Source organism: Turicibacter sanguinis (assembly GCF_013046825.1).
Classification (GTDB): domain Bacteria; phylum Bacillota_I; class Bacilli_A; order MOL361; family Turicibacteraceae; genus Turicibacter; species Turicibacter sanguinis.
Genome location: NZ_CP053187.1, coordinates 1613285 through 1632593 on the forward strand (window position 1 = coordinate 1613285; position 19309 = coordinate 1632593).

Here is a 19309-nt window from a genome sequence, read left to right on the forward strand (position 1 = left end):
TTGAGTGAAGAGGTTGACAGATGTTTAATTACGAACAAATCAAAAAATTTACTGACGTAGAGATTTTAATCTATAACTATATCATGCAAAATTCTCAAAATATTCGTTATATGACGATTAGAGAACTAGCAGATGCGGTTCATGTTTCGACTTCTGCGATTATGCGCTTTTGCAAAAAACTTGATTGCGAAGGATATGCTGAATTTAAAGTGCAATTTAAAATGCATTTAGAAGAAACAAAAGAAAAACAACCATTAAACGATATTTCAGAAATCATACATTATTTTCAAAGTGTTAATAATGAGGAATTTGAGCAAAATATTAGTCAAGTTGCGCAATTAGTGAGTCAAGCCAAACAAATTATCTTTGTAGGGATTGGAACATCAGGAATTCTTGGAAAGTACGGAGCACGCTATTTTTCAAACATTGGAAAATTTAGTTACTTTATCGACGATCCATTTTACCCAAACATCGGAGGAATTAGCGATGATGCTGTTGTCATCATGCTATCGGTATCAGGAGAAACTGAACAGACATTAAACTTGGCCAGATTCTTTTTACAACAACGTTGTACGTTAGTTAGTATTACCAATAGTACAAACTCAACGTTAGCTAAAATGTCCCAATATAATCTATCGTATTATATGACCAACCAAAAAAATCAAAAAGAATATGATATTACAACTCAGGTTCCAGTCGTTTTTATTTTAGAATCCATTGGAAGAAGACTGACGTTAAATGCGTAAACACAGGCTATTGTGTTACGCATTTTTTATTGTCACAAGTTGTTTCGTTTTGGGAACAAATATCAAAGCGATGTTACAAATGCTTATCGCTTACAAAAATAATGACAGAAAGGGCTTTATTAAATACAATAGGTATGCAACACAGTTAGAGAATTAGATGGAGGTATTACAAATGGCAATCGATTATAGCCAAACGGCAAAAGAATTAGTTGCTGCCTTAGGTGGCAATGAAAATATTAACAATGTAACACATTGTGCAACACGTTTACGTTTTATTTTAAAAGATCATTCAGTTGTTGATAAAGAAACAGCAAGTAAAATTAAAGGAGTTATTACAACAGTAGAAGCTGGAGGACAGTTCCAAGTTGTTATCGGAAACCACGTTAAGGATGCGTATGAGCAAGTTTTAAAATTAGTTGATGTAAGTGAAGAAAAAGGATCAACTTCAACTGAAAAAGTAGGAGTATTTAGTAAAATTATTGATATTATTTCAAGTATCTTCGCACCATTCTTATACACATTAGCTGCTTGTGGGATTTTACAAGGAATCTTAGGGGTACTAGTTGCGTTAGAGTGGATTGATACAGCAGGTGGAACATACCAAGTCCTAAACTTTATTTCTTGGACAGCGTTCACATTCTTGCCAGTTTTAATTTCGATTACAGCAGCGAAAAAATTTAAAATTAATGAGTTTATTGCTGTTGTTATTGCCTGTGCGTTAATTTCACCAGATTATAATGCAATGGTAAATGACGGAACACAGTTAAGCTTCTTAGGAATTCAAATTCAGATGTTAAGTTATACATCATCAGTTATCCCAGTTATTTTAGCAGTATGGGTAGCCTCTTATGTAGCAAGATTCTTTGAAAAAATCTTACCAACTGTTATTCGTAACTTATTTACACCAATGTTTACAATTGCTATCATGGTTCCATTTACGTTATTAGTATTCGGGCCATTCGGAGCAACAATTGGTGGAGCAATTGGAGATACATACAATTACTTATATAACTTAAGCCCAATCGTGGCAGGTATTATTGTGGGTGGACTTTGGCAAGTATTAGTTATCTTCGGGGTACATTGGGGAATCACACCTGTTACAGTTGGAAACTATGCATCACTTGGATATGATACATTTACGGCACTTCAAGCATCTGCAGTCTTCTCACAAGCCGGAGCAGCATTTGGAGTCTTCTTAAAAACAAAAGATAAAGAATTAAAAGACGTTTCATTACCAGCCGCTATTACAGCCGTATTCGGAATTACAGAACCTGTTGTTTATGGAGTTAACTTACGTCTGAAAAAACCAATGATCTGTGGATGTATTGCGGGAGCAATTGGTGGAGCTATTGCAGGAGCATTCAATGCTGTATCTTGGAGCTATAACATGCCTGGTATTGCAACAATCCCTGCTTTCTTCAAGGCAGGACACATGACACCATTCATTGGTTTCTTAATTTCAATCGTTGTTTCATTCGTACTTGGTATGGTCTTAACAATGATCGTTGGATTTAAAGAGGATAACAAATAAGGAGGTAACAAACATGAGTCAATTACCTAAAAACTTTCTATGGGGTGGAGCTGTTGCAGCCCACCAAGTAGAAGGTGGTTACAACAAAGGTGGTAAAGGAATCAGCATCGTTGATGTTCTAACGGGGGGAGCACATGGTGTAGACCGAATTATTACTGAAACGATTGAAGAGGGAAAATATTATCCAAATCATGAAGCCGTTGATTTTTATGGTCATTATAAAGAAGATATTGCATTATTTGCAGAACTTGGATTCAAATGTTTTAGAACATCAATCGCTTGGACACGAATCTTTCCAAAAGGTGATGAATTAGAACCAAATGAAGAAGGGTTAAAATTCTATGACGATTTATTTGATGAGTTATTAAAATATAATATTGAACCAGTTATCACCTTATCTCACTTTGAAATGCCACATCATTTAGTTAAAGAATATGGTGGATGGAAAAATCGTAAAGTGATTGACTTCTTTGTTAGATATAGTGAAGTGGTCATGAAACGTTACAAAGATAAAGTGAAATACTGGATGACCTTCAATGAAATCAATAATCAAAAAAATTATAAATATCCACTGTTTGGATATACTTGTTCAGGCGTTATCTTCAATGAAGATGAAAATCCAGAACAATGCATGTACCAAGTCGTGCATCATCAATTAGTCGCAAGTGCTAAAGTTGTAAAATTGGGACATGAAATTAATCCAGATTTCCAAATTGGATGTATGATGGCTTGCGTTCCATTATATCCATACTCTTGTAAACCAGAAGACATGATGTATTCAGTAGAATCGATGCATGATCGTTACCTATTCTCTGATGTTCATGTACGAGGAGAATACCCATCTTATGCCATTAAGGAATGGGAACGTAAAGGATTCAATATCCACATGGAACCAGAGGATAAAGATATCTTAAAAGCTGGAATCGTCGATTACATTGGATTAAGTTATTACATGACAAATGCGGTCAAAGCAGGTGCGGTTGTAGAGGGGAATGGATTAGATGGATTCCCTGGAAGTGTGCCAAATCCACACGTTAAATCATCAGATTGGGGATGGCAAATTGACCCGATTGGATTACGTTATGCCTTAAACTTATTATACGAACGTTATCAAAAACCATTATTCATCGTTGAAAATGGATTTGGAGCAATCGATAAAGTCGAGGAAGATGGATCAATTAACGATGATTACCGCATTGATTACTTAAAAGCACACATTGAAGAAATGAAAAAAGCTGTCACTTTAGATGGTGTTGATTTAATGGGATATACACCTTGGGGATGTATTGACTGTGTATCATTCACTACGGGTGAATATAAAAAACGTTACGGATTCATTTATGTTGATAAACATGATGATGGATCAGGAACCATGAAACGTATGAAAAAGAAAAGCTTTAACTGGTATAAAAACGTCATTCAGACAAATGGAGAAGAATTATAATAAAAAAAGGTGCTACCGTGTAGGTGCACCTTTTTTGTTACTCTGATTCTAAAGTAGTTCCAATGGCAGCTACAATAGCACCAAATGTTTGAATCCAACTTCCGATAAAAATATAGATATTTCCTCTGATTTTAAATCCTTGTAACAGTTCGTATCCACCATATGCCTGTAAGCTATTCCCAAAAGTTTGTGTAAAGTTGCCGTAAGCACTCAGTAATTCTGCAGGATTGTTAGATTCTTTGAGTTCGCTAATACCAGCTAAGTATGCGCCATAGCCTTGTAAGAGATTTCCAACGATAATGAGTTGATAAACCTCATCTTTTTCAAGTTCTGATTGAAGGCTATAAAGGACTGCAAGATTTCCACTGGCTCCAATTTCGTTTCCGATTGTTCCAAGTAAAGAATCATTTCCTAATGCTTCAATTCCATTACCAGAAGCTTGTAGAATGTTTCCCCACTGACCTAAGTCGGTCACTAAATTTTGAGCCTCTTCCTCAGTTAGAAAATTTGATCCTAAAAAGGTGCCATCAAAATCAATGTCGGTAAAAAAGGGGGAAATCCCGAGGGATGCAACAACTGTTCCAGTTGCATCAATCCAGGCTCCAACTATTTCATCCATTGTGGTCTGTTTCATGATAATCTCCTCCCTTGAACTCACTTATTATTATTCTAAGTCGCTTTAATGATTTAGAGCATGTACAGGCCTACTTTTGAAGTAAAATTAAGACACAGGGATAGATTCTGCCACCAGATAGATATAATTAAAGAGAGTTTTTTAACAATGAAAAATCTCCTAATTAATGAAAGATTATGTCTCATACTGTCCATTAAAAAGCTTAAGTCGTGAGGGTAAAGATAAAAAGTAAAAAAAATATATAGATATATAGAAAAAGTCCACTTAATATATAATATTGAAAATTGAATGCGCTAACAGGGTGAATTAAAATAGAGCTATAGTTGATAAAACTTAATTCAAAAATAATAGTCCGTGGGGGAAAAATAATGAAGGATATGTTTTTAACGAAAAATAAATTGCAAGCTCGTACCGATGAAATCGCATCTTATCGTTATCGAGAAGGATTCAGCTTAGGGACTTTAGAAATAAAAGAAGATGTATCAGGTGAAGTTAATCCAGCTTTAGTTCATGAATTTGATGGTGAAATTGCCATTGGAGATCGTTGGTCAGGTCGCGATAAATACTTATGGTTACATAAAAACGTAACAATCCCAGCAAACTGGAGCGGAAAAAAAGTTTTAGGAATTTTTGATTATGGAAATACAGGAGCCGGAAATAATTCCGGATTTGAATCGTTACTTTATGTGAATGGGGAACCTTTCCAAGGGGTTGATAGTAATCATAAAGAAGTCTTCTTCAAAGAAGAACACATTGGACAAGAAATTTCATTACAATTCCGTTTATGGTCAGGTCTTGAAGGTGGAGGAGTGCCAACATCACAAGAACACCGTATTAATTGTGCAATGATCGCCTGGTTAGATGAAAAAATTGACGATTTATACTATAATGCGCACGTTATTTTAGAAACGTTAGACATTTTAGATGAATTTAATCCTGTCCGTGCTAAATTACAAAAGGCATTAAATGATAGTTATAAATTAATTGATTGGTCATACCCAGGGTCAGAATCATTCTATGAATCGTTACACGAAGCAAGCGATTTATTAAATGAGTTAATTGATCGCATTGGAAAGCATTCAGATATTCATGTCACTTGTATTGGTCATACTCATATTGACGTGGCATGGTTATGGCGTTTAAAACATACGAAAGAAAAATGTGCGCGTTCATTCTCAACAGTAATGCGTTTAATGGAACAATATCCAGAATATATTTTCTTACAAACTCAACCACAACTTTATGAATATGTAAAACATAACTATCCTGATTTATATGAAAAAATCAAAGCTAAAGTAGCGGATGGACAATGGGAAGTTGATGGGGGAATGTGGGTTGAAGCAGACTGTAACTTAACATCAGGTGAGTCATTAACGCGTCAAATCTTAGTCGGAAGCAAGTTCATTAAAGATGAGTTTGGAAAAGATGTTGAATATTTATGGTTACCAGATGTCTTTGGTTATTCATGGGCGTTACCTCAGATTTTAAAGAAATCGGGAATTGATACATTTATGACAACTAAAATTAGTTGGAATCAATATAATCGTATGCCGCATGATACGTTCCATTGGAGAGGAATTGATGGAAGTGAAGTCCTAACTCACTTTATTACAACACCTGAACCATGGAGTGAACCAGGATCTTGGTTCTATACGTACAATGGTCGTATTAGTCCAAAAATCGTTAAGGGAGTATTTGATGCTTACAGTGAAAAAGAGTTAACGAATGAATTGTTAATTTCTTACGGATTTGGAGATGGTGGAGGTGGTGTTAACCGTGATATGTTAGAATATCGTCGCCGTATTGACAAAATGCCAGGACTTCCAAATATTAAAACAGGAACAGCATCAGATTACTTTAAAAACTTACATGAAAAAGTTAAAAATACAGATTCATATGTTCATACATGGGACGGAGAACTTTATTTAGAATATCACCGTGGAACCTATACATCTCAAGCTTATAATAAGAAAACAAATCGTCAATTAGAGTTATTATATCGTCAGGCTGAATGGTTAATGGCAATGGCAGGTATTGAAAAAGATGAATTAGCTGCTGTTAAACAAGATCAATTAACAGAAGGATGGAAAATCATCTTATGTAATCAATTCCATGATATCATTCCAGGATCTTCAATTCGTGAAGTATATGAAGATTGTCATGATGATTATGAACGTGCAGAATGTCTAGCGACTGATTTACAAGCTGAAGCTTTAACAACATTCTCAAAAACATCAGCTCATACTTGGACGATTATGAATAACATGAACTGGAATCGTACAGAATTAGTGACAATCGATATCAAAGCGAACGGTACTTGGTACGATATTGATGGTAATCTGTTAAAGGCACAAAAACAAGAATCAAGCTGGGTGGTAGAAGTAAAAGATGTACCAGCGATGGGATGGACAACTATCCGTTTTGAAGAAGGAACAAGTAAAGAAGAAGCATCTGTTTTCAATGTAACGGAAAATAAAGTTGAAACACCATTCTATATCATCACATTAAATGAAGCGGGACAAATGACATCTATTTACGATAAAGAAGCAGATGTTGAAGTGTTAGCACAGGGAGAACGTGGAAATGTCTTACAAATGTTTGAAGATAAACCATTAGCACATGAAGCATGGGACATCGATTTATTCTACCAAGAAAAAATGCGCGAAGTAACAAATCTTCAATCGATTGAAGTCATTAATCAAGGAGCACTTCAAATCGATCTAAAATTAACATGGAAATACATGAGCACAACAATTGTACAAGATTTAATTCTTTATGCTAATAACAAGCGTATTGATTTTAAAACATGGGTAGATTGGCGTGAACGTAAACAATTATTAAAAGTTGCCTTCCCGGTCAATGTTCGTGCGACTTATGCAACGTATGATATTCAATACGGAAACGTGCGTCGTGCAACGAACTGGAATACAAGTTGGGAACAAGCGCGTTTTGAAACAGTCGCTCATAAATGGGTAGACTTATCAGAACGTGGATATGGAGTTAGCTTAATGAATGATTGTAAATACGGTCATGACATTAAAGATAATGTGATGCGTTTAACCTTATTAAAAGCAGCTACTCATCCAGACGTAGAACAAGATCAAGGTGAACATGAATTCACATACTCATTATTACCACATATCGGGGATTGGGTAGACGTTGATACAGAAAAGGCATCATGGGCGATTAATCAACCCTTACAAGCCATTGAAAAAGATTTAGGAACACGTCAATTCATGACCGTAGATAGTGACCAAGTTATTGTAGATGCCATCAAACGTAGTGAAGATGGAGAATACTTAGTGGTTCGAATACATGAATACACAGGTGGAAAAGATAACGTCACTGTATCACTTAACTTTGATGTTAAAGCATGGGCAGAAGCGGATTTACGCGAACGTTCAATTGAAGAATTTAAATCAACACCAATTGAATTAAAAGTAAAACCATATGAAATCAAAACAATTTTAATTAAAGCATAACAAAAAAGTCCTTAACCGCTAGACAGTCTAGTCGTTAAGGACAATTTTTATGAGGAGAATGATGAGATGTTAGAAACTAAAGTGAAAAGATATCAATACGGTAACCCATTTCAAACTGATGCCGTCGTCATCAAACTGCCAATCTATCACGAACCCTTACAAAAACTATCGCATGAAAATGGGAATTTTATCTACAAATTAGAAAAAGGGGCTGCCGTTTATGGGCTTGGGGAAAGTGTGCGCGGAATTAATAAACGCGGTTGGTTTTACACAAGTTTTTGTACGGATGATGATATGCATACTGAAAATAAACACGCCCTTTACGGATCACATAACTTTTTAATTTGCAATGAATCACAACCATTCGGAATTTTTATCGATTATCCTGGAAAAGTTCATTTTGATATCGGATATACGGATTTGGATACCTTAATGATTGAGCCTGAGATGATGAATCTAGATCTTTATTTAATTGAAGGTCAGAATGTTCTAGAAATTATACAGACTTTTAGAACACTCATCGGGCAAAGCTATATCCCACCAAAATGGGCTTTTGGTTACCAGCAAAGTCGTTGGAGTTATGAAACGGCAGATGAAATACGAGAAGTCGCTCACCATTTCAAAAAACATGAAATCCCATTAGATAGCATTTATTTAGATATCGACTACATGCAAAACTTAAAAGATTTCACAGTTGATCCTCATAAGTTTCCTGATTTTGAAAATCTGGTAGCAGAGTTAAAAGAGGAAGGAATTCATCTGATTCCGATTATCGATGCCGGTGTTAAAGCAGAAGCAGGATATGAAATTTATGATGAAGGCATAAAAAACGGATACTTTATTAAAAATGAGGATGGAACACCATTTGAAGCAGCTGTTTGGCCAGGAAAAGTTCATTTTCCAGACTTTTTAAATAAAGAAGCACGCACTTGGTTTGGAATGAAATATAAAACGTTAATCGATAAAGGCATTGAGGGGTTTTGGAATGATATGAATGAACCATCGATTTTTTATACGCCAAATGCGATGAAACAAGCGATGGATTCAGTGCTGGAAAATAAAGAAAAAAATATTGATTTAGGTTTGTTTTTCGGTATTAAAGATCAATTTAGTAATATCTTAAATAAGCCAGAATACTTTAAAGAAATGTATCATGATACAGACCAAGGGTTTGTATGCCATCATGAGGTTCATAATCTTTATGGATATAATATGACACGTGCTGCTGCGGAAGCTTTTGATGTGATTAAAGAAGAGCGTATGTTGTTATTCTCACGTGCCTCTTCAACCGGAATGCACCGATTTAGTGGAATTTGGACAGGCGATAACCGTTCTTGGTGGTCACATTTATTATTAAATATTAAAATGATGCCATCTCTTAATATGTGTGGATATCTATATAGTGGAGCTGATATCGGGGGATTTAGTGATAATACAACCGAAGACCTGTTAACAAGATGGTTACAGTTTGGAATCTTTACACCATTAATGCGTAATCATACGGCTAAATATACAAGAGCCCAAGAACCGTATCGTTTCAAAAGTATGGATGTCATGCGTCATTTCATTTGCTTACGCTATGTATTGGTGAATCATTTATATAGTGAATATATGAAAGCTTGCTTAAGCAACACTTTATATTTTAAAGCGTTAGCCTTTGAGTATTCGGATGATATTTCAAAAGAAATAGAAGACCAACTCCTACTTGGAGATGGACTCATGATTGCACCTATTTATGAACAAAACAAAACAGGACGTGTTGTCTATTTCCCAGAAGAGATGTTATGTGTTCGTTTTACAACTGAAAAAACGTATCAACTTGAATTAATGAAACAAGGGCATCACTATGTTAGCATGCCAATAGATCAATTGGTTATCTTTATTCGTCCTAATCATTTATTAATTTTAAATGATGAAGCACAAAATGTGTCTCAGCTTGATAATCATCAAATTGAAATCATCGCTCATGTTCAAACAACGTGTGAAGGACGTTATTATGAAGATAATGGTCTAGTTAAAAATCCAAAACTAGAAGATGGATTAAGTCAAATCAACATTAACATTGAAAATAATGAAGTAGGTACACAGTGGCAAAAATCAAAGAATAGCCAACTGAACCACGTCACTTACACTGTGTATGATGCCAAGCAAAATGAGATTTTCATTCATACTGAAAATTTATAAAAAAAAAGGATTCTCAAATTTTGAGAATCCTTTTTTAAGTACACTTTATTTAGTTAGTCAATTTTAGACTTGTCCTAGGAAAACTTGTACAACAAGTGCGACAATAACAACAATAGCTGAAATAATGAATCCGTGAAGCATAGGAAGGAAACCTGACTTCGTAACATCGCGAATATCTGTTTTTAATCCAATTGCAGCTAGTGCCATGACCATAAAGAACTTACTTAATGTTGAAAGAGTTGAGCTTAGTGCCGCTGGGATAATACCAACACTGTTTAGGATAGCTGCCCCTAAGAATAATAAAATAAACCAAGGGAATATCTTTTTTAAATTAATTTTCTTTTGTTCACCTGATACGGCTGAATTTTGTTTTTGTTTTAATCGTTCATTTAAATATGAGAAAGCTAATACAACCGGAATGATTGATAATGTACGTGTTAATTTTACAATCGTTGCAAAATCACCTGCAGCATCGCTATAAGCGTATCCTGCGGCAACAACAGAAGATGTATCGTTTACAGCTGTACCTGCCCATAATCCGAATGCCATATCACTCAATCCAAGTGCTGCTCCCATAATAGGGAATAAAATAACCATTACAACATCAAAGATAAATGTTGCAGAAATAGCATAAGCGACATCTGAATCTTCAGCATCGATAACTTGTGATAAGGTAGCAACAGCCGTTCCACCACAAATTCCTGTTCCTGCTGAAATTAATGAACTAAGTTTCCAGTCCATTTTGAAAAGCTTTCCAAATAAATAACCAAATCCAAATGCTGCTGCTAAAGTAAATACCATGACAACAAGTGAGTATTTACCAACATGAATAATTTGACTAATACTTAAGCTAGTTCCTAATAAGACAATTGCAACTTTTAAAAGTTTTTTTGAACTAAATGTAATTCCAGCTCTATATTTTGTATCATCCTTCATAAAAAAGTTAAGGGCCATCCCTACTAAAAGTGCAAATACACTAGCCCCGATGATATGAATATATTGATTTAGTAACGTTGCGATAATAGCAATCGCTAATGAAAGAAGAACCCCAGGTATGACTTTTTTCATAAAAACCTCCTATTTTTTAACATAACTTTACAATAACATGCAAAAATGTATAAAATCAAATTATACATTTTTATATGACTATAATATTTTTTTATAGGAGGTACCTATGATTGATTATCGATTACTTACTTTTATTGATGTGTGTGAAACAAGAAATTTAACAAAAACAGCGAAACACTTATGTTTAACACAGCCTGCTGTTACACAACATATTAAATATTTAGAAGAAACTTATAATACGAAATTATTCGTTTATGAAGGAAAAAAAATGCAGATTACAGAATCGGCACACGCCCTTTTACAGTATGCATTAAAAACACAGGCACTGCTCAAATCAGCTGAAGCTGAAATATATGAATTAAAAACAAAACAGGTGAAGTTAAATTTTGGCGCAACATTAACGATTGCAGACTATGTCATGCCAACGATATTAGATGCACACTTAAAACGATTTCCAGACATTCAACTTAACTTTAAAGTTCAAAATACATCCCATTTAATTGAAGATCTTTTAAAAGGTAAAATTGAATTTGCATTCATCGAAGGTTATTTTGACAAGGAACAATTTGAACACCATTTACTAAAGAAGGATGATTTCATTTTAGTAACATCAATTAATAGTGCACTAAATGAAACAATTACATTAGAAGAATTGAAGAAGCAAAGACTCATTATTCGTGAGTTTGGATCTGGAAGTCGCGATATTTTAGAAAAATTATTGGCTAATACTAATAGTTCACTCAATCAGTTTAGACAACTTGATGAAATTGGAAGTCTAAAACTATTGAAACATCTTGTCAAACAAAACCATGGTGTCACGTTTATCTATAAAGAAGCTGTCAAAGAAGAATTAGAAAGAAATGAATTAAAACAAATTCAGATTGATGGAATTAACCTCAGTCGAGAATTCAATTTCGTCTACTTAAAATCATCCTTACACAAAGAAAAGTATCAAAAATTTTTTAGGTTTGCCAAAGATAAGTTAACAGATATTGATTTATCAATTGGAGAAGGATAATTTTTAAATCGAGAATTAAAGTTAGTTGACAAAGAAGTAATTGGTGAATAAAATGGAAAGATATTTAGTGATGTATAGATAACAATTAAAACATTACACTATTAAAATGGTTATATTTATTACATCATACTGACATTTTTTCTGATGAGAATTAAAGTAAATGAGTGAGGCAGTGAATGAGTAGAAATTTTAGTTTGTTAGGAAGAGATAATATGAGGAGAAGGTCAAAATTCAGACAATTAATTGGCATTTTGATGGTATTACTTTTTATCATAGCCCCTAATGATTGCATCAGAGCATCCGATAAAATAAAAGTCGCTTTTTATGAATATTATCCGTATTATTATCTGAATGAACAATTACAACCTTCGGGTTATTATCATGATTTAATGAATTTGATTGCAAATGATTTGAATCTTGATTATGAATATGTTGATGTCCCTATTAATCAGGCTTTAGATAAGTTAAAAAATAAGGAAATAGATCTTTTATTTGGAATTTCCTCTACTCCCAAAAGACAAGAAGAATATCTGTTTAGTAAGTATTATATTAACATTAATAGAGTTGGATTGTTTACTAACCACAATATTAGATATGGAGATTTAGAGGCATTAAACGGAATGACGATTGGGTTTATTGAAAATGAACAAAATTATCAACGATTGTTAAATATGCTAGAGGGAAAAAATATTAATGTCAATCTGAAAATTGTCGATTCATATGAAAGTACTTTAAATTTATTCCGTCATCATCAAGTAGATGCTATTCTTTATTCAGCTGAATATACAGATTTAGATAAGAAGTATCGTAATATCTTTGAATTTTCTACAGGCTCTTTTTACATTGTTACAAATAAGGAAAATAAAGAGTTGATGACGAAAATTGATTCTTATTTCGAACAATATGATTCCCTTCCAAATAATCCGATTCATAAGCTTTACGATAGTTATTTTAATTTATATAAGCAAAAAAGTGATTTATTTATTTTGATTATTACTATATTAATTTTAATTATACTGACATTTGGATTAAAACTAATGTTGGATCAAATGAAAATAAAGAAGAATCGTCAAAAGATTTTAAATGATTTAGAACAAAATAAATTTTTATTATACTATCAACCTATTATAAATCCCAATACGAATAGAATTGTAGGTTGTGAAACGTTGTTGAGATATCAAAGTGGAGTTAAAATTCAAACGCCATACTTCTTCTTAAAACAGATTGAAGAATCTAATATGATGTATGAAGTGACGATGTGGGTTTTAAGAAAAGCGATTGAAGATTACGATACGATAACGTCATCAAATGACAATTTGGAGAACAATTTTTATCTCTCTATTAATGTCTCATTTAAGGAATTACAGGATGCTAGATTTTTAACTGATTTGGAAGAATTAATTAAAGTGACAAATGCTAATCCACAACAATTTTGTTTAGAGATAGTGGAAAGATTCCAATTAAGCGACGTTGAAAAAATTCAGGATATTATTTTAAAACTTAAAAAAATAGGATTTAAAATTGCCATTGATGATTTTGGTGCTCAATATTCCAACTTCGATGTATTAGAAATGATTGATTATGATATGATTAAATTAGATAAATATTTCATTGATGATATTGAATCATCGTTTAGAAAAAGAGAAATTATGAAATGTATGTCAAATATAACTAAAGAAAATAAGATCATCATGGTCATAGAGGGAGTAGAAAGTTACGCTCAAGTAGAGATGATTAGAACTTTTGATAACGATACGATGTATATTCAAGGTTATTATTATTCAAAACCAGTACCATTGGATAAAGTGATTACTTTAAAAATAAAATCAGAAATATTGAATAATAAAAGTAAAAATTCAGTGATAAAAGGTTGATTTAAAGAACCGATAGTGTATTTTTACGTACAAAAACGCACCATTAACGAACAAAAAATCGAAAAATGTCGGAAATTGTGTTATTTTTTTGGTAGCGACGTGAGGTTACTTATCTGTTCACGAATATCATGTCCAATTAAAATCCCTTCTAAACTTAGAAGGGATTTTAATTGGACATGATATTGTTAGGATAGAATATATATGCATAGAAGCCTAAAGAACTGAATTTTAATTTTAAAAAAGTCATTAATTTCATGATGTTGTATTTCTTTAAAATAATATTACGAGATTAATGCATATCAGTTAAATTAAAAGTCGAAATTAAATAATACATGATGCACAATATACAAGATAGTATTGATTGTTAATTTTAAATTTTTAAGCAATTTGCTGTGAAAGTTGCTTACACTTTTCCAATATTAAACAATGAATTAATCTATCTTCTACAGTGCTACCTTGGATTGTCAACACTAAACTAAACAACTTTTTTAAGAGTATTTTGACGATATTCAACTGGGGATAAATATCCCAGTGAAGAGTGGATCCTATGATTGTTATACCAGTTAACGTAGTCGGCAAATTCATAACCTAGTTGTTCTTGGGTTTCAAATATCTGATGGTTTACAAATTCTGTTTTGATTACTTTATAGGTCGCTTCTGCAACAGCGTTGTCATAGGGACATCCCTTCATACTTAAAGAGCGTTTAATTTCAAATACCTCTAAAATCTCATCAATGATTTTATTCTTAAATTCGTTACCTCGATCCTTGTGGAAAATCTTGATTTGACTTAGGTTAGTTTGGACTGTACTGAACGCCTTCTTAACTAATTCTGCATCCTTATTAGGCCCAGAGCTATAACCGATAATTTCACGATTAAACAGGTCTACAAGCACACAAAGATAGTGCCAGCGATTTTTTACACGAATGTACGTTAAATCACTGACAAGAACGTTTAAATGTGGTTGTTCATCAAAGTTACGATCCACGATATTTTCAGTGTTATCTTCGTTACATTTAGCTGTATGCGGCTTAAATTGAGCAACGGTATAATTCGATACAAGGCCTTCTTGTTTCATGATACGACTAATACGACGACGTGAAACTTGTTGTCCCATCTTTTTTAACTCTTGCTTAATTTTTCGAGTCCCGTAATTATTTCGGCTTCGACGAAAAATCTCAATGATATCAGTAACCAGTTGAGTTTCATCTTTCTTCGGTTTAGACTCATAATAATAAGTGCTACGAGGCACATTAAGGACTTTGCACATCGCTGAAACTGAATATTTGTGTGTATTGTTTTTAATCACATTTATCTTCGTCCTAAGATCAGCGCGGCTTGCTTTAAAATATCATTTTCCATTTCCAATTGCTTAACTTTTTTACGAAGTTGGATTAACTCCTGTTCTTCTTCTGAGCGGTTATCTTTCTCCTTAAAAGAACCTGTAGAAGTTGACTGTTTAATCCATTTATCGAGTAAAGACGATGAGATATCGTATTCACGAACAATATCACATTTACGTTTCCCATTTAAATAAAGCTGGACTAATTGGTTTTTAAATTCATCTGTATACGTACGGCGTGGTCTACGAGTTTTAGTTTGGGTCATGTTAAAGCTCCTTTAGATTGATATTATTTATAATTCTACATGACCTTAAAAAAACTGTCTAATTAATTGTAACCTATCCAAAATTATATCAAGGGAAGTAATAAAATATAATCCATGTCAAAGCAGATGGATTGCAACCTATATTAATAAATCTAAAGTACCAAAATTAATTGAATCTGCATTGAATGAAGTAGCGTAGCAATAACAGATAAAAGAAAAAATATTAGAATATGATTAAAGAAAAAAAGATTAATCTCAATTTAGTAGTCATCTACTATACTCAGATTAATCTTTTTCTTTATATTCATTTTCCTGTAACAGTTGCGGACGTGGATATTCTGGTGGAGATGGGGCGTTCCGGTTATTATTCACGTTCACAGTATATTTTACAATGATTTTTATTAACCGATTAAGATTATTTATAGTCCAATGAGGATAAATGAATTTGAAGTTATTTTTTTACATGGTATATTTGTTTTGTGCAAGGGAGAGGATCTTAATTTGTTTTTAAAAAAAAGAAAATTGGGGGATGAAAAAATGAAAAAAATCGCAAAAAATTAACAGCTTTAACAATTGTTTCAACATTAGCCAGCGGAGGGGCTATTTTCGCTAATGCAGCAGTTCCAGATAATGTTACAGATAACGAGGGTGTTTGGGAAACCGTTACAGCTAACATCGGGAATGCTCGTTTATCATTTGGAACAGTTACTGTAAGCACGAATTCACTAACAGGTGGAGCCCATGCAGAAACAGCGACATATGAGGGAAAGGCGACTAAAATTTCTGCAACAATAAAAACAACTTACAATAATGGGGCTGCTGTTGGTCCTTCAGCAACAAATTCAGCAACAAATACAACAGCAGTTAGAACTGATACTGTTCGTTTATTTGGAGCAAGTGGTAGAAAAGCTACTGCATCAGGATCAATTACATATAATGGAGAAACTCAAACAGCTACGGTTAGTAAAAGTTACTAGTAATCTAATATAGTTGGTTAGTTCTCTTTAAGAGAAAAATAAAGTATCTTCTCCCTATACCATTATCTTAAATGAAAGAGGTATAATATGTTTAAGAGAAAGTATGTCGCTGTTTCAGTGGGATGTATTTTAGTTATAATTGTGTCCTTCTTTTTATCTTTTAATACAAATTTAATTGATTCGAATATGAATTCTGACTTGGATCTGAAAAATACCAATTATTTTGAAGGATATGATACGGTTTATAGTGTAGGTGTATCCAATCAAAATTCAGATACAGACCTAAAAAATAATCAGCAATTGGCCGTAACTAACTTATCTGAACCATTTAATTTCTATTTTAGGAATCAGGGTAAGGATAGAAAAATGGTTATGACGGTTTATTATAATTATGAACAAATTGATTTTAAATTGAACTTAGAGGATGATTATACGAACCAATATGTTTTTGATATAAAAGATGGTGAACTCATCGAGGAAACACTTTATTTAGATTCAACAATTGAAATGAATGAGTGTATGAATAAGCTAATGATATCCTTTACCTCTGGTTATGATACACATCAGTCGGATTTAGATACTTATCCAACGAATGAGTATGGAATAACTACAATCTATGATTTGTTTTTTACAAACAATTTCGAAGAGGGCAATGATAAGGTTGATGCCGCAAGTTCAGAACCAATTATACCTAAAAATGTTTTTCAAGATTTTGTTTCAGAACCGTTGATTATTAATATGGATTATGAAAATAAATTACAAAATCAGAAGTTGATTTCAGTTCCTGAAAAGAATTTACAGGTACAACCAAATGAAAAAGTTAATTTAATGTACAATATTAGTAATAGTGAATCTAATTTAGCGCTTATGATATTGACAGTAGGTTTTGAACAAGTAAAAATTAATAATAAATATTACGAAGTCATTGAGTTAAATGAATCAAATAGCGTATTTAATGATTCTTTTGATTTTGTAGCTCCGTCAGAAGTTGGCAAATATGAAGTAATTGCATATCTTATTTATGATCCATTTAAGACAATGAAATCAACTTCTCTTTTCAATTCAACTGTTGGACATAGTTATAGATTTACTTTGGAGGTCATGGATTAATCAATGAAAATAAGTGAAAAATAGATTAAGTATAATAAGTATTTATATTTAATCTATTTTTTAAATTAATAATTTAGTGCTAGTATAATTTTATGAACACGCTTAAGTTAAGCCACTACAATAGGCTTGGTAAAAGGATGTGTCAATATGAAAAAATATAATGCTAAATTTATCAAACATATACTATTTCATCGCCTAAGAATGCTTATGAAATGATTAAAGAACAACTAGAGGGATTAGATCGTGAGCAATTCATCATTGCTTGTTTGAATACAAAGAATGAACCAACGAATATTTCAGTCGTATCAGTTGGAACACTCAATAAAGCCATTGTCCATCCAAGAGAAGTATTCAAAACAGCCATCCTATCAAACGCAGCTAGTATTATGGCATTTCATAATCATCCATCAGGTGAAACAACACCATCACAACAAGATATTCAAGTAACTAACCGCTTATATGAGGCGGGTGAGTTACTTGGTATCAAGCTATTAGATCATCTCATTATCGGAGATGGGACATTTACATCATTAAAAGAAAAAGATTATTTATAAGGAGCTAAGTGATTATATTCAAGTCACTTAGCTCTTTTATTGTGTAATCAAGAAGAGAAAGAGAGTGGAAGTCTGGAGTCATAAAATAATGGTTTGTATTAAAGAAGTATATCGATATCTAACAACAAAAAGTATAATAAATCTATATATTTTATACCGATTATGACAAAAAAAATAACCGATTAGGAAATTCTATTTATTAAAAAGATAACAAATGGTATGATTTTAAAAGAGTGGAAGAGGAGGAGGATGGTGGAAAGTTCTACAGTAGTTAGAAAAAATTTGGGAGAATTAATTGCTACAACCATTGCATGTTGGATTCAAAAAAGAACTTCTATAGATGAATTAGAATATTTAAAAATAAAGTTGGGAATCGAAGTTATTCTGATTAATCTTATGAAAGGGATTATTGTCTATGGGGGGGCTTTAGTGTTAAATATATTTTATTTAACGTTAATTTTTCATAGTTCTTATCTTTTTATAAGAAGTAAGTCTCATGGTTTACATGCAGAAACAAGTGCGAATTGTACTATTATTAGTGTTATTTTATTTGTTCTATTACCGTATATTTCGAAAGATATGATATTTAGTGACTTTTTTATTTTTATTATTTTTGTTATCTCATTTTGTTGCTTGATTTGTTATGCTCCAGCAGACACAGGTAATCAGCCATTAATTGGTAGAGAAAAAAGAGGGGAATTGCGCAAACAATCTCTTATAAGATGTGTAATTCTTTTGTTGATTACATTAGGTGTTCAAAATAGTATAATGAAGGTTATGATAACATTGGGAGTTATCTCTCAAATTATTTTTATTTTACCAGTAACTTATAAGTTATTGAAAAGGAGTTATAATAATTATGAAAAATATGAAGAAGAATTTAATGAATGAGTTCAAACAAGGTGCTGCGAAATCCTTGGGGAAAATAGCATCAATAACTGGTGATGCGGCTACTGATGGTGTATGTATTGGTTTTATTTATGAGCCTAAAGTACCTAAAGAATTATTGGCGAATAAAGCTTTAAATAAATAATAGGTACAGATTTTTTAAAAAAATCTAATCTTTTGATATAATATAA

Annotated in this window: 15 protein-coding genes; 11 read left to right on the top strand and 4 right to left on the bottom strand. The window is 32.6% G+C overall.

What is annotated here, in order from left to right; all coding sequences use genetic code 11:
* Positions 1-20 precede the first annotated feature (20 nt).
* The 3 genes from HLK68_RS07835 (at position 21) to HLK68_RS07845 (ending at position 3721) form a co-directional block, all read left to right on the top strand.
* Positions 21-746: a MurR/RpiR family transcriptional regulator gene (locus HLK68_RS07835; RefSeq protein WP_132942530.1), complete on the top strand. Its 726-nt coding sequence runs from the start codon at positions 21-23 to the stop codon at positions 744-746.
* A 172-nt stretch (positions 747-918) separates the two neighbouring features.
* Positions 919-2277 (top strand): PTS transporter subunit EIIC, encoded by a 1359-nt coding sequence (locus HLK68_RS07840; protein ID WP_006784773.1) that lies wholly within the window; start codon positions 919-921, stop codon positions 2275-2277.
* 13 nt (positions 2278-2290) lie between these two features.
* Positions 2291-3721, top strand: coding sequence for a 6-phospho-beta-glucosidase (locus HLK68_RS07845; RefSeq protein ID WP_006784772.1), 1431 nt, complete (start codon positions 2291-2293; stop codon positions 3719-3721).
* A gap of 37 nt (positions 3722-3758) precedes the next feature.
* On the opposite strand, the gene HLK68_RS07850 is transcribed toward HLK68_RS07845, so the two are convergent.
* Complete coding sequence (locus HLK68_RS07850; protein ID WP_129821308.1) at positions 3759-4355, bottom strand: DUF6944 family repetitive protein; 597 nt, start codon at positions 4353-4355, stop codon at positions 3759-3761.
* A 368-nt stretch (positions 4356-4723) separates the two neighbouring features.
* On the opposite strand from HLK68_RS07850, the gene HLK68_RS07855 reads away from it, so the two are divergent.
* Positions 4724-7837 carry an alpha-mannosidase gene (locus tag HLK68_RS07855; RefSeq protein WP_055164477.1) on the top strand — a complete coding sequence of 1038 codons (3114 nt, stop codon included), beginning with the start codon at positions 4724-4726 and terminating at the stop codon, positions 7835-7837.
* Between the two features lie 66 nt (positions 7838-7903).
* Positions 7904-10021, top strand: coding sequence for a glycoside hydrolase family 31 protein (locus HLK68_RS07860; RefSeq protein WP_132942529.1), 2118 nt, complete (start codon positions 7904-7906; stop codon positions 10019-10021).
* A gap of 63 nt (positions 10022-10084) precedes the next feature.
* On the opposite strand, the gene HLK68_RS07865 is transcribed toward HLK68_RS07860, so the two are convergent.
* Positions 10085-11089 carry a YeiH family protein gene (locus tag HLK68_RS07865; protein ID WP_132942528.1) on the bottom strand — a complete coding sequence of 335 codons (1005 nt, stop codon included), beginning with the start codon at positions 11087-11089 and terminating at the stop codon, positions 10085-10087.
* A gap of 106 nt (positions 11090-11195) precedes the next feature.
* Between HLK68_RS07865 and HLK68_RS07870 the strand changes: the two genes are divergently transcribed.
* Entirely contained in the window at positions 11196-12107 is a 912-nt protein-coding gene (locus HLK68_RS07870; protein ID WP_006784767.1) for a LysR family transcriptional regulator, read from the top strand.
* 212 nt (positions 12108-12319) lie between these two features.
* The gene (locus tag HLK68_RS07875; protein WP_170837670.1) at positions 12320-13981 is read left to right on the top strand and encodes an EAL domain-containing protein; all 1662 of its coding nucleotides are present in this window, start codon (positions 12320-12322) and stop codon (positions 13979-13981) included.
* Positions 13982-14456: 475 nt separating this feature from the next.
* Here HLK68_RS07875 and HLK68_RS07880 read toward each other — a convergent pair.
* Both HLK68_RS07880 and HLK68_RS07885 read right to left on the bottom strand, forming a co-directional pair.
* A protein-coding gene (locus HLK68_RS07880; RefSeq protein WP_170837671.1) for an IS3 family transposase occupies positions 14457-15589 on the bottom strand; the annotation gives its coding sequence in 2 pieces (ribosomal slippage) (positions 14457-15328 and positions 15328-15589; 1134 coding nt in all).
* 496 nt (positions 15590-16085) lie between these two features.
* Positions 16086-16265: a hypothetical protein gene (locus HLK68_RS07885; protein WP_132943028.1), complete on the bottom strand. Its 180-nt coding sequence runs from the start codon at positions 16263-16265 to the stop codon at positions 16086-16088.
* A 388-nt stretch (positions 16266-16653) separates the two neighbouring features.
* Here HLK68_RS07885 and HLK68_RS07890 point away from each other — a divergent pair, with 388 nt between their 5' ends.
* The 4 genes from HLK68_RS07890 (at position 16654) to HLK68_RS07905 (ending at position 19263) form a co-directional block, all read left to right on the top strand.
* Positions 16654-17676: a hypothetical protein gene (locus tag HLK68_RS07890; RefSeq protein ID WP_132943029.1), complete on the top strand. Its 1023-nt coding sequence runs from the start codon at positions 16654-16656 to the stop codon at positions 17674-17676.
* Between the two features lie 185 nt (positions 17677-17861).
* Positions 17862-18230 carry a JAB domain-containing protein gene (locus HLK68_RS07895; RefSeq protein ID WP_262942116.1) on the top strand — a complete coding sequence of 123 codons (369 nt, stop codon included), beginning with the start codon at positions 17862-17864 and terminating at the stop codon, positions 18228-18230.
* 252 nt (positions 18231-18482) lie between these two features.
* Complete coding sequence (locus tag HLK68_RS07900; protein ID WP_170837672.1) at positions 18483-19121, top strand: accessory gene regulator B family protein; 639 nt, start codon at positions 18483-18485, stop codon at positions 19119-19121.
* The gene (locus HLK68_RS07905; RefSeq protein WP_132943032.1) at positions 19090-19263 is read left to right on the top strand and encodes a cyclic lactone autoinducer peptide; all 174 of its coding nucleotides are present in this window, start codon (positions 19090-19092) and stop codon (positions 19261-19263) included. The genes HLK68_RS07900 and HLK68_RS07905 overlap by 32 nt, the downstream gene beginning before the upstream one ends.
* Positions 19264-19309: the final 46 nt, after the last annotated feature.

Bases quoted from the DNA above. Each gene is read 5' to 3' on its own strand.
- HLK68_RS07835 (WP_132942530.1), top strand. From the start codon at position 21: ATGTTTAATTACGAACAAATCAAAAAATTTACTGACGTAGAGATTTTA.
- HLK68_RS07840 (WP_006784773.1), top strand. From the start codon at position 919: ATGGCAATCGATTATAGCCAAACGGCAAAAGAATTAGTTGCTGCCTTA.
- HLK68_RS07845 (WP_006784772.1), top strand. From the start codon at position 2,291: ATGAGTCAATTACCTAAAAACTTTCTATGGGGTGGAGCTGTTGCAGCC.
- HLK68_RS07850 (WP_129821308.1), bottom strand. From the start codon at position 4,355: ATGAAACAGACCACAATGGATGAAATAGTTGGAGCCTGGATTGATGCA.
- HLK68_RS07855 (WP_055164477.1), top strand. From the start codon at position 4,724: ATGAAGGATATGTTTTTAACGAAAAATAAATTGCAAGCTCGTACCGAT.
- HLK68_RS07860 (WP_132942529.1), top strand. From the start codon at position 7,904: ATGTTAGAAACTAAAGTGAAAAGATATCAATACGGTAACCCATTTCAA.
- HLK68_RS07865 (WP_132942528.1), bottom strand. From the start codon at position 11,089: ATGAAAAAAGTCATACCTGGGGTTCTTCTTTCATTAGCGATTGCTATT.
- HLK68_RS07870 (WP_006784767.1), top strand. From the start codon at position 11,196: ATGATTGATTATCGATTACTTACTTTTATTGATGTGTGTGAAACAAGA.
- HLK68_RS07875 (WP_170837670.1), top strand. From the start codon at position 12,320: ATGAGGAGAAGGTCAAAATTCAGACAATTAATTGGCATTTTGATGGTA.
- HLK68_RS07885 (WP_132943028.1), bottom strand. From the start codon at position 16,265: ATGTTAGCTGTAACGGTTTCCCAAACACCCTCGTTATCTGTAACATTA.
- HLK68_RS07890 (WP_132943029.1), top strand. From the start codon at position 16,654: ATGTTTAAGAGAAAGTATGTCGCTGTTTCAGTGGGATGTATTTTAGTT.
- HLK68_RS07905 (WP_132943032.1), top strand. From the start codon at position 19,090: ATGAAAAATATGAAGAAGAATTTAATGAATGAGTTCAAACAAGGTGCT.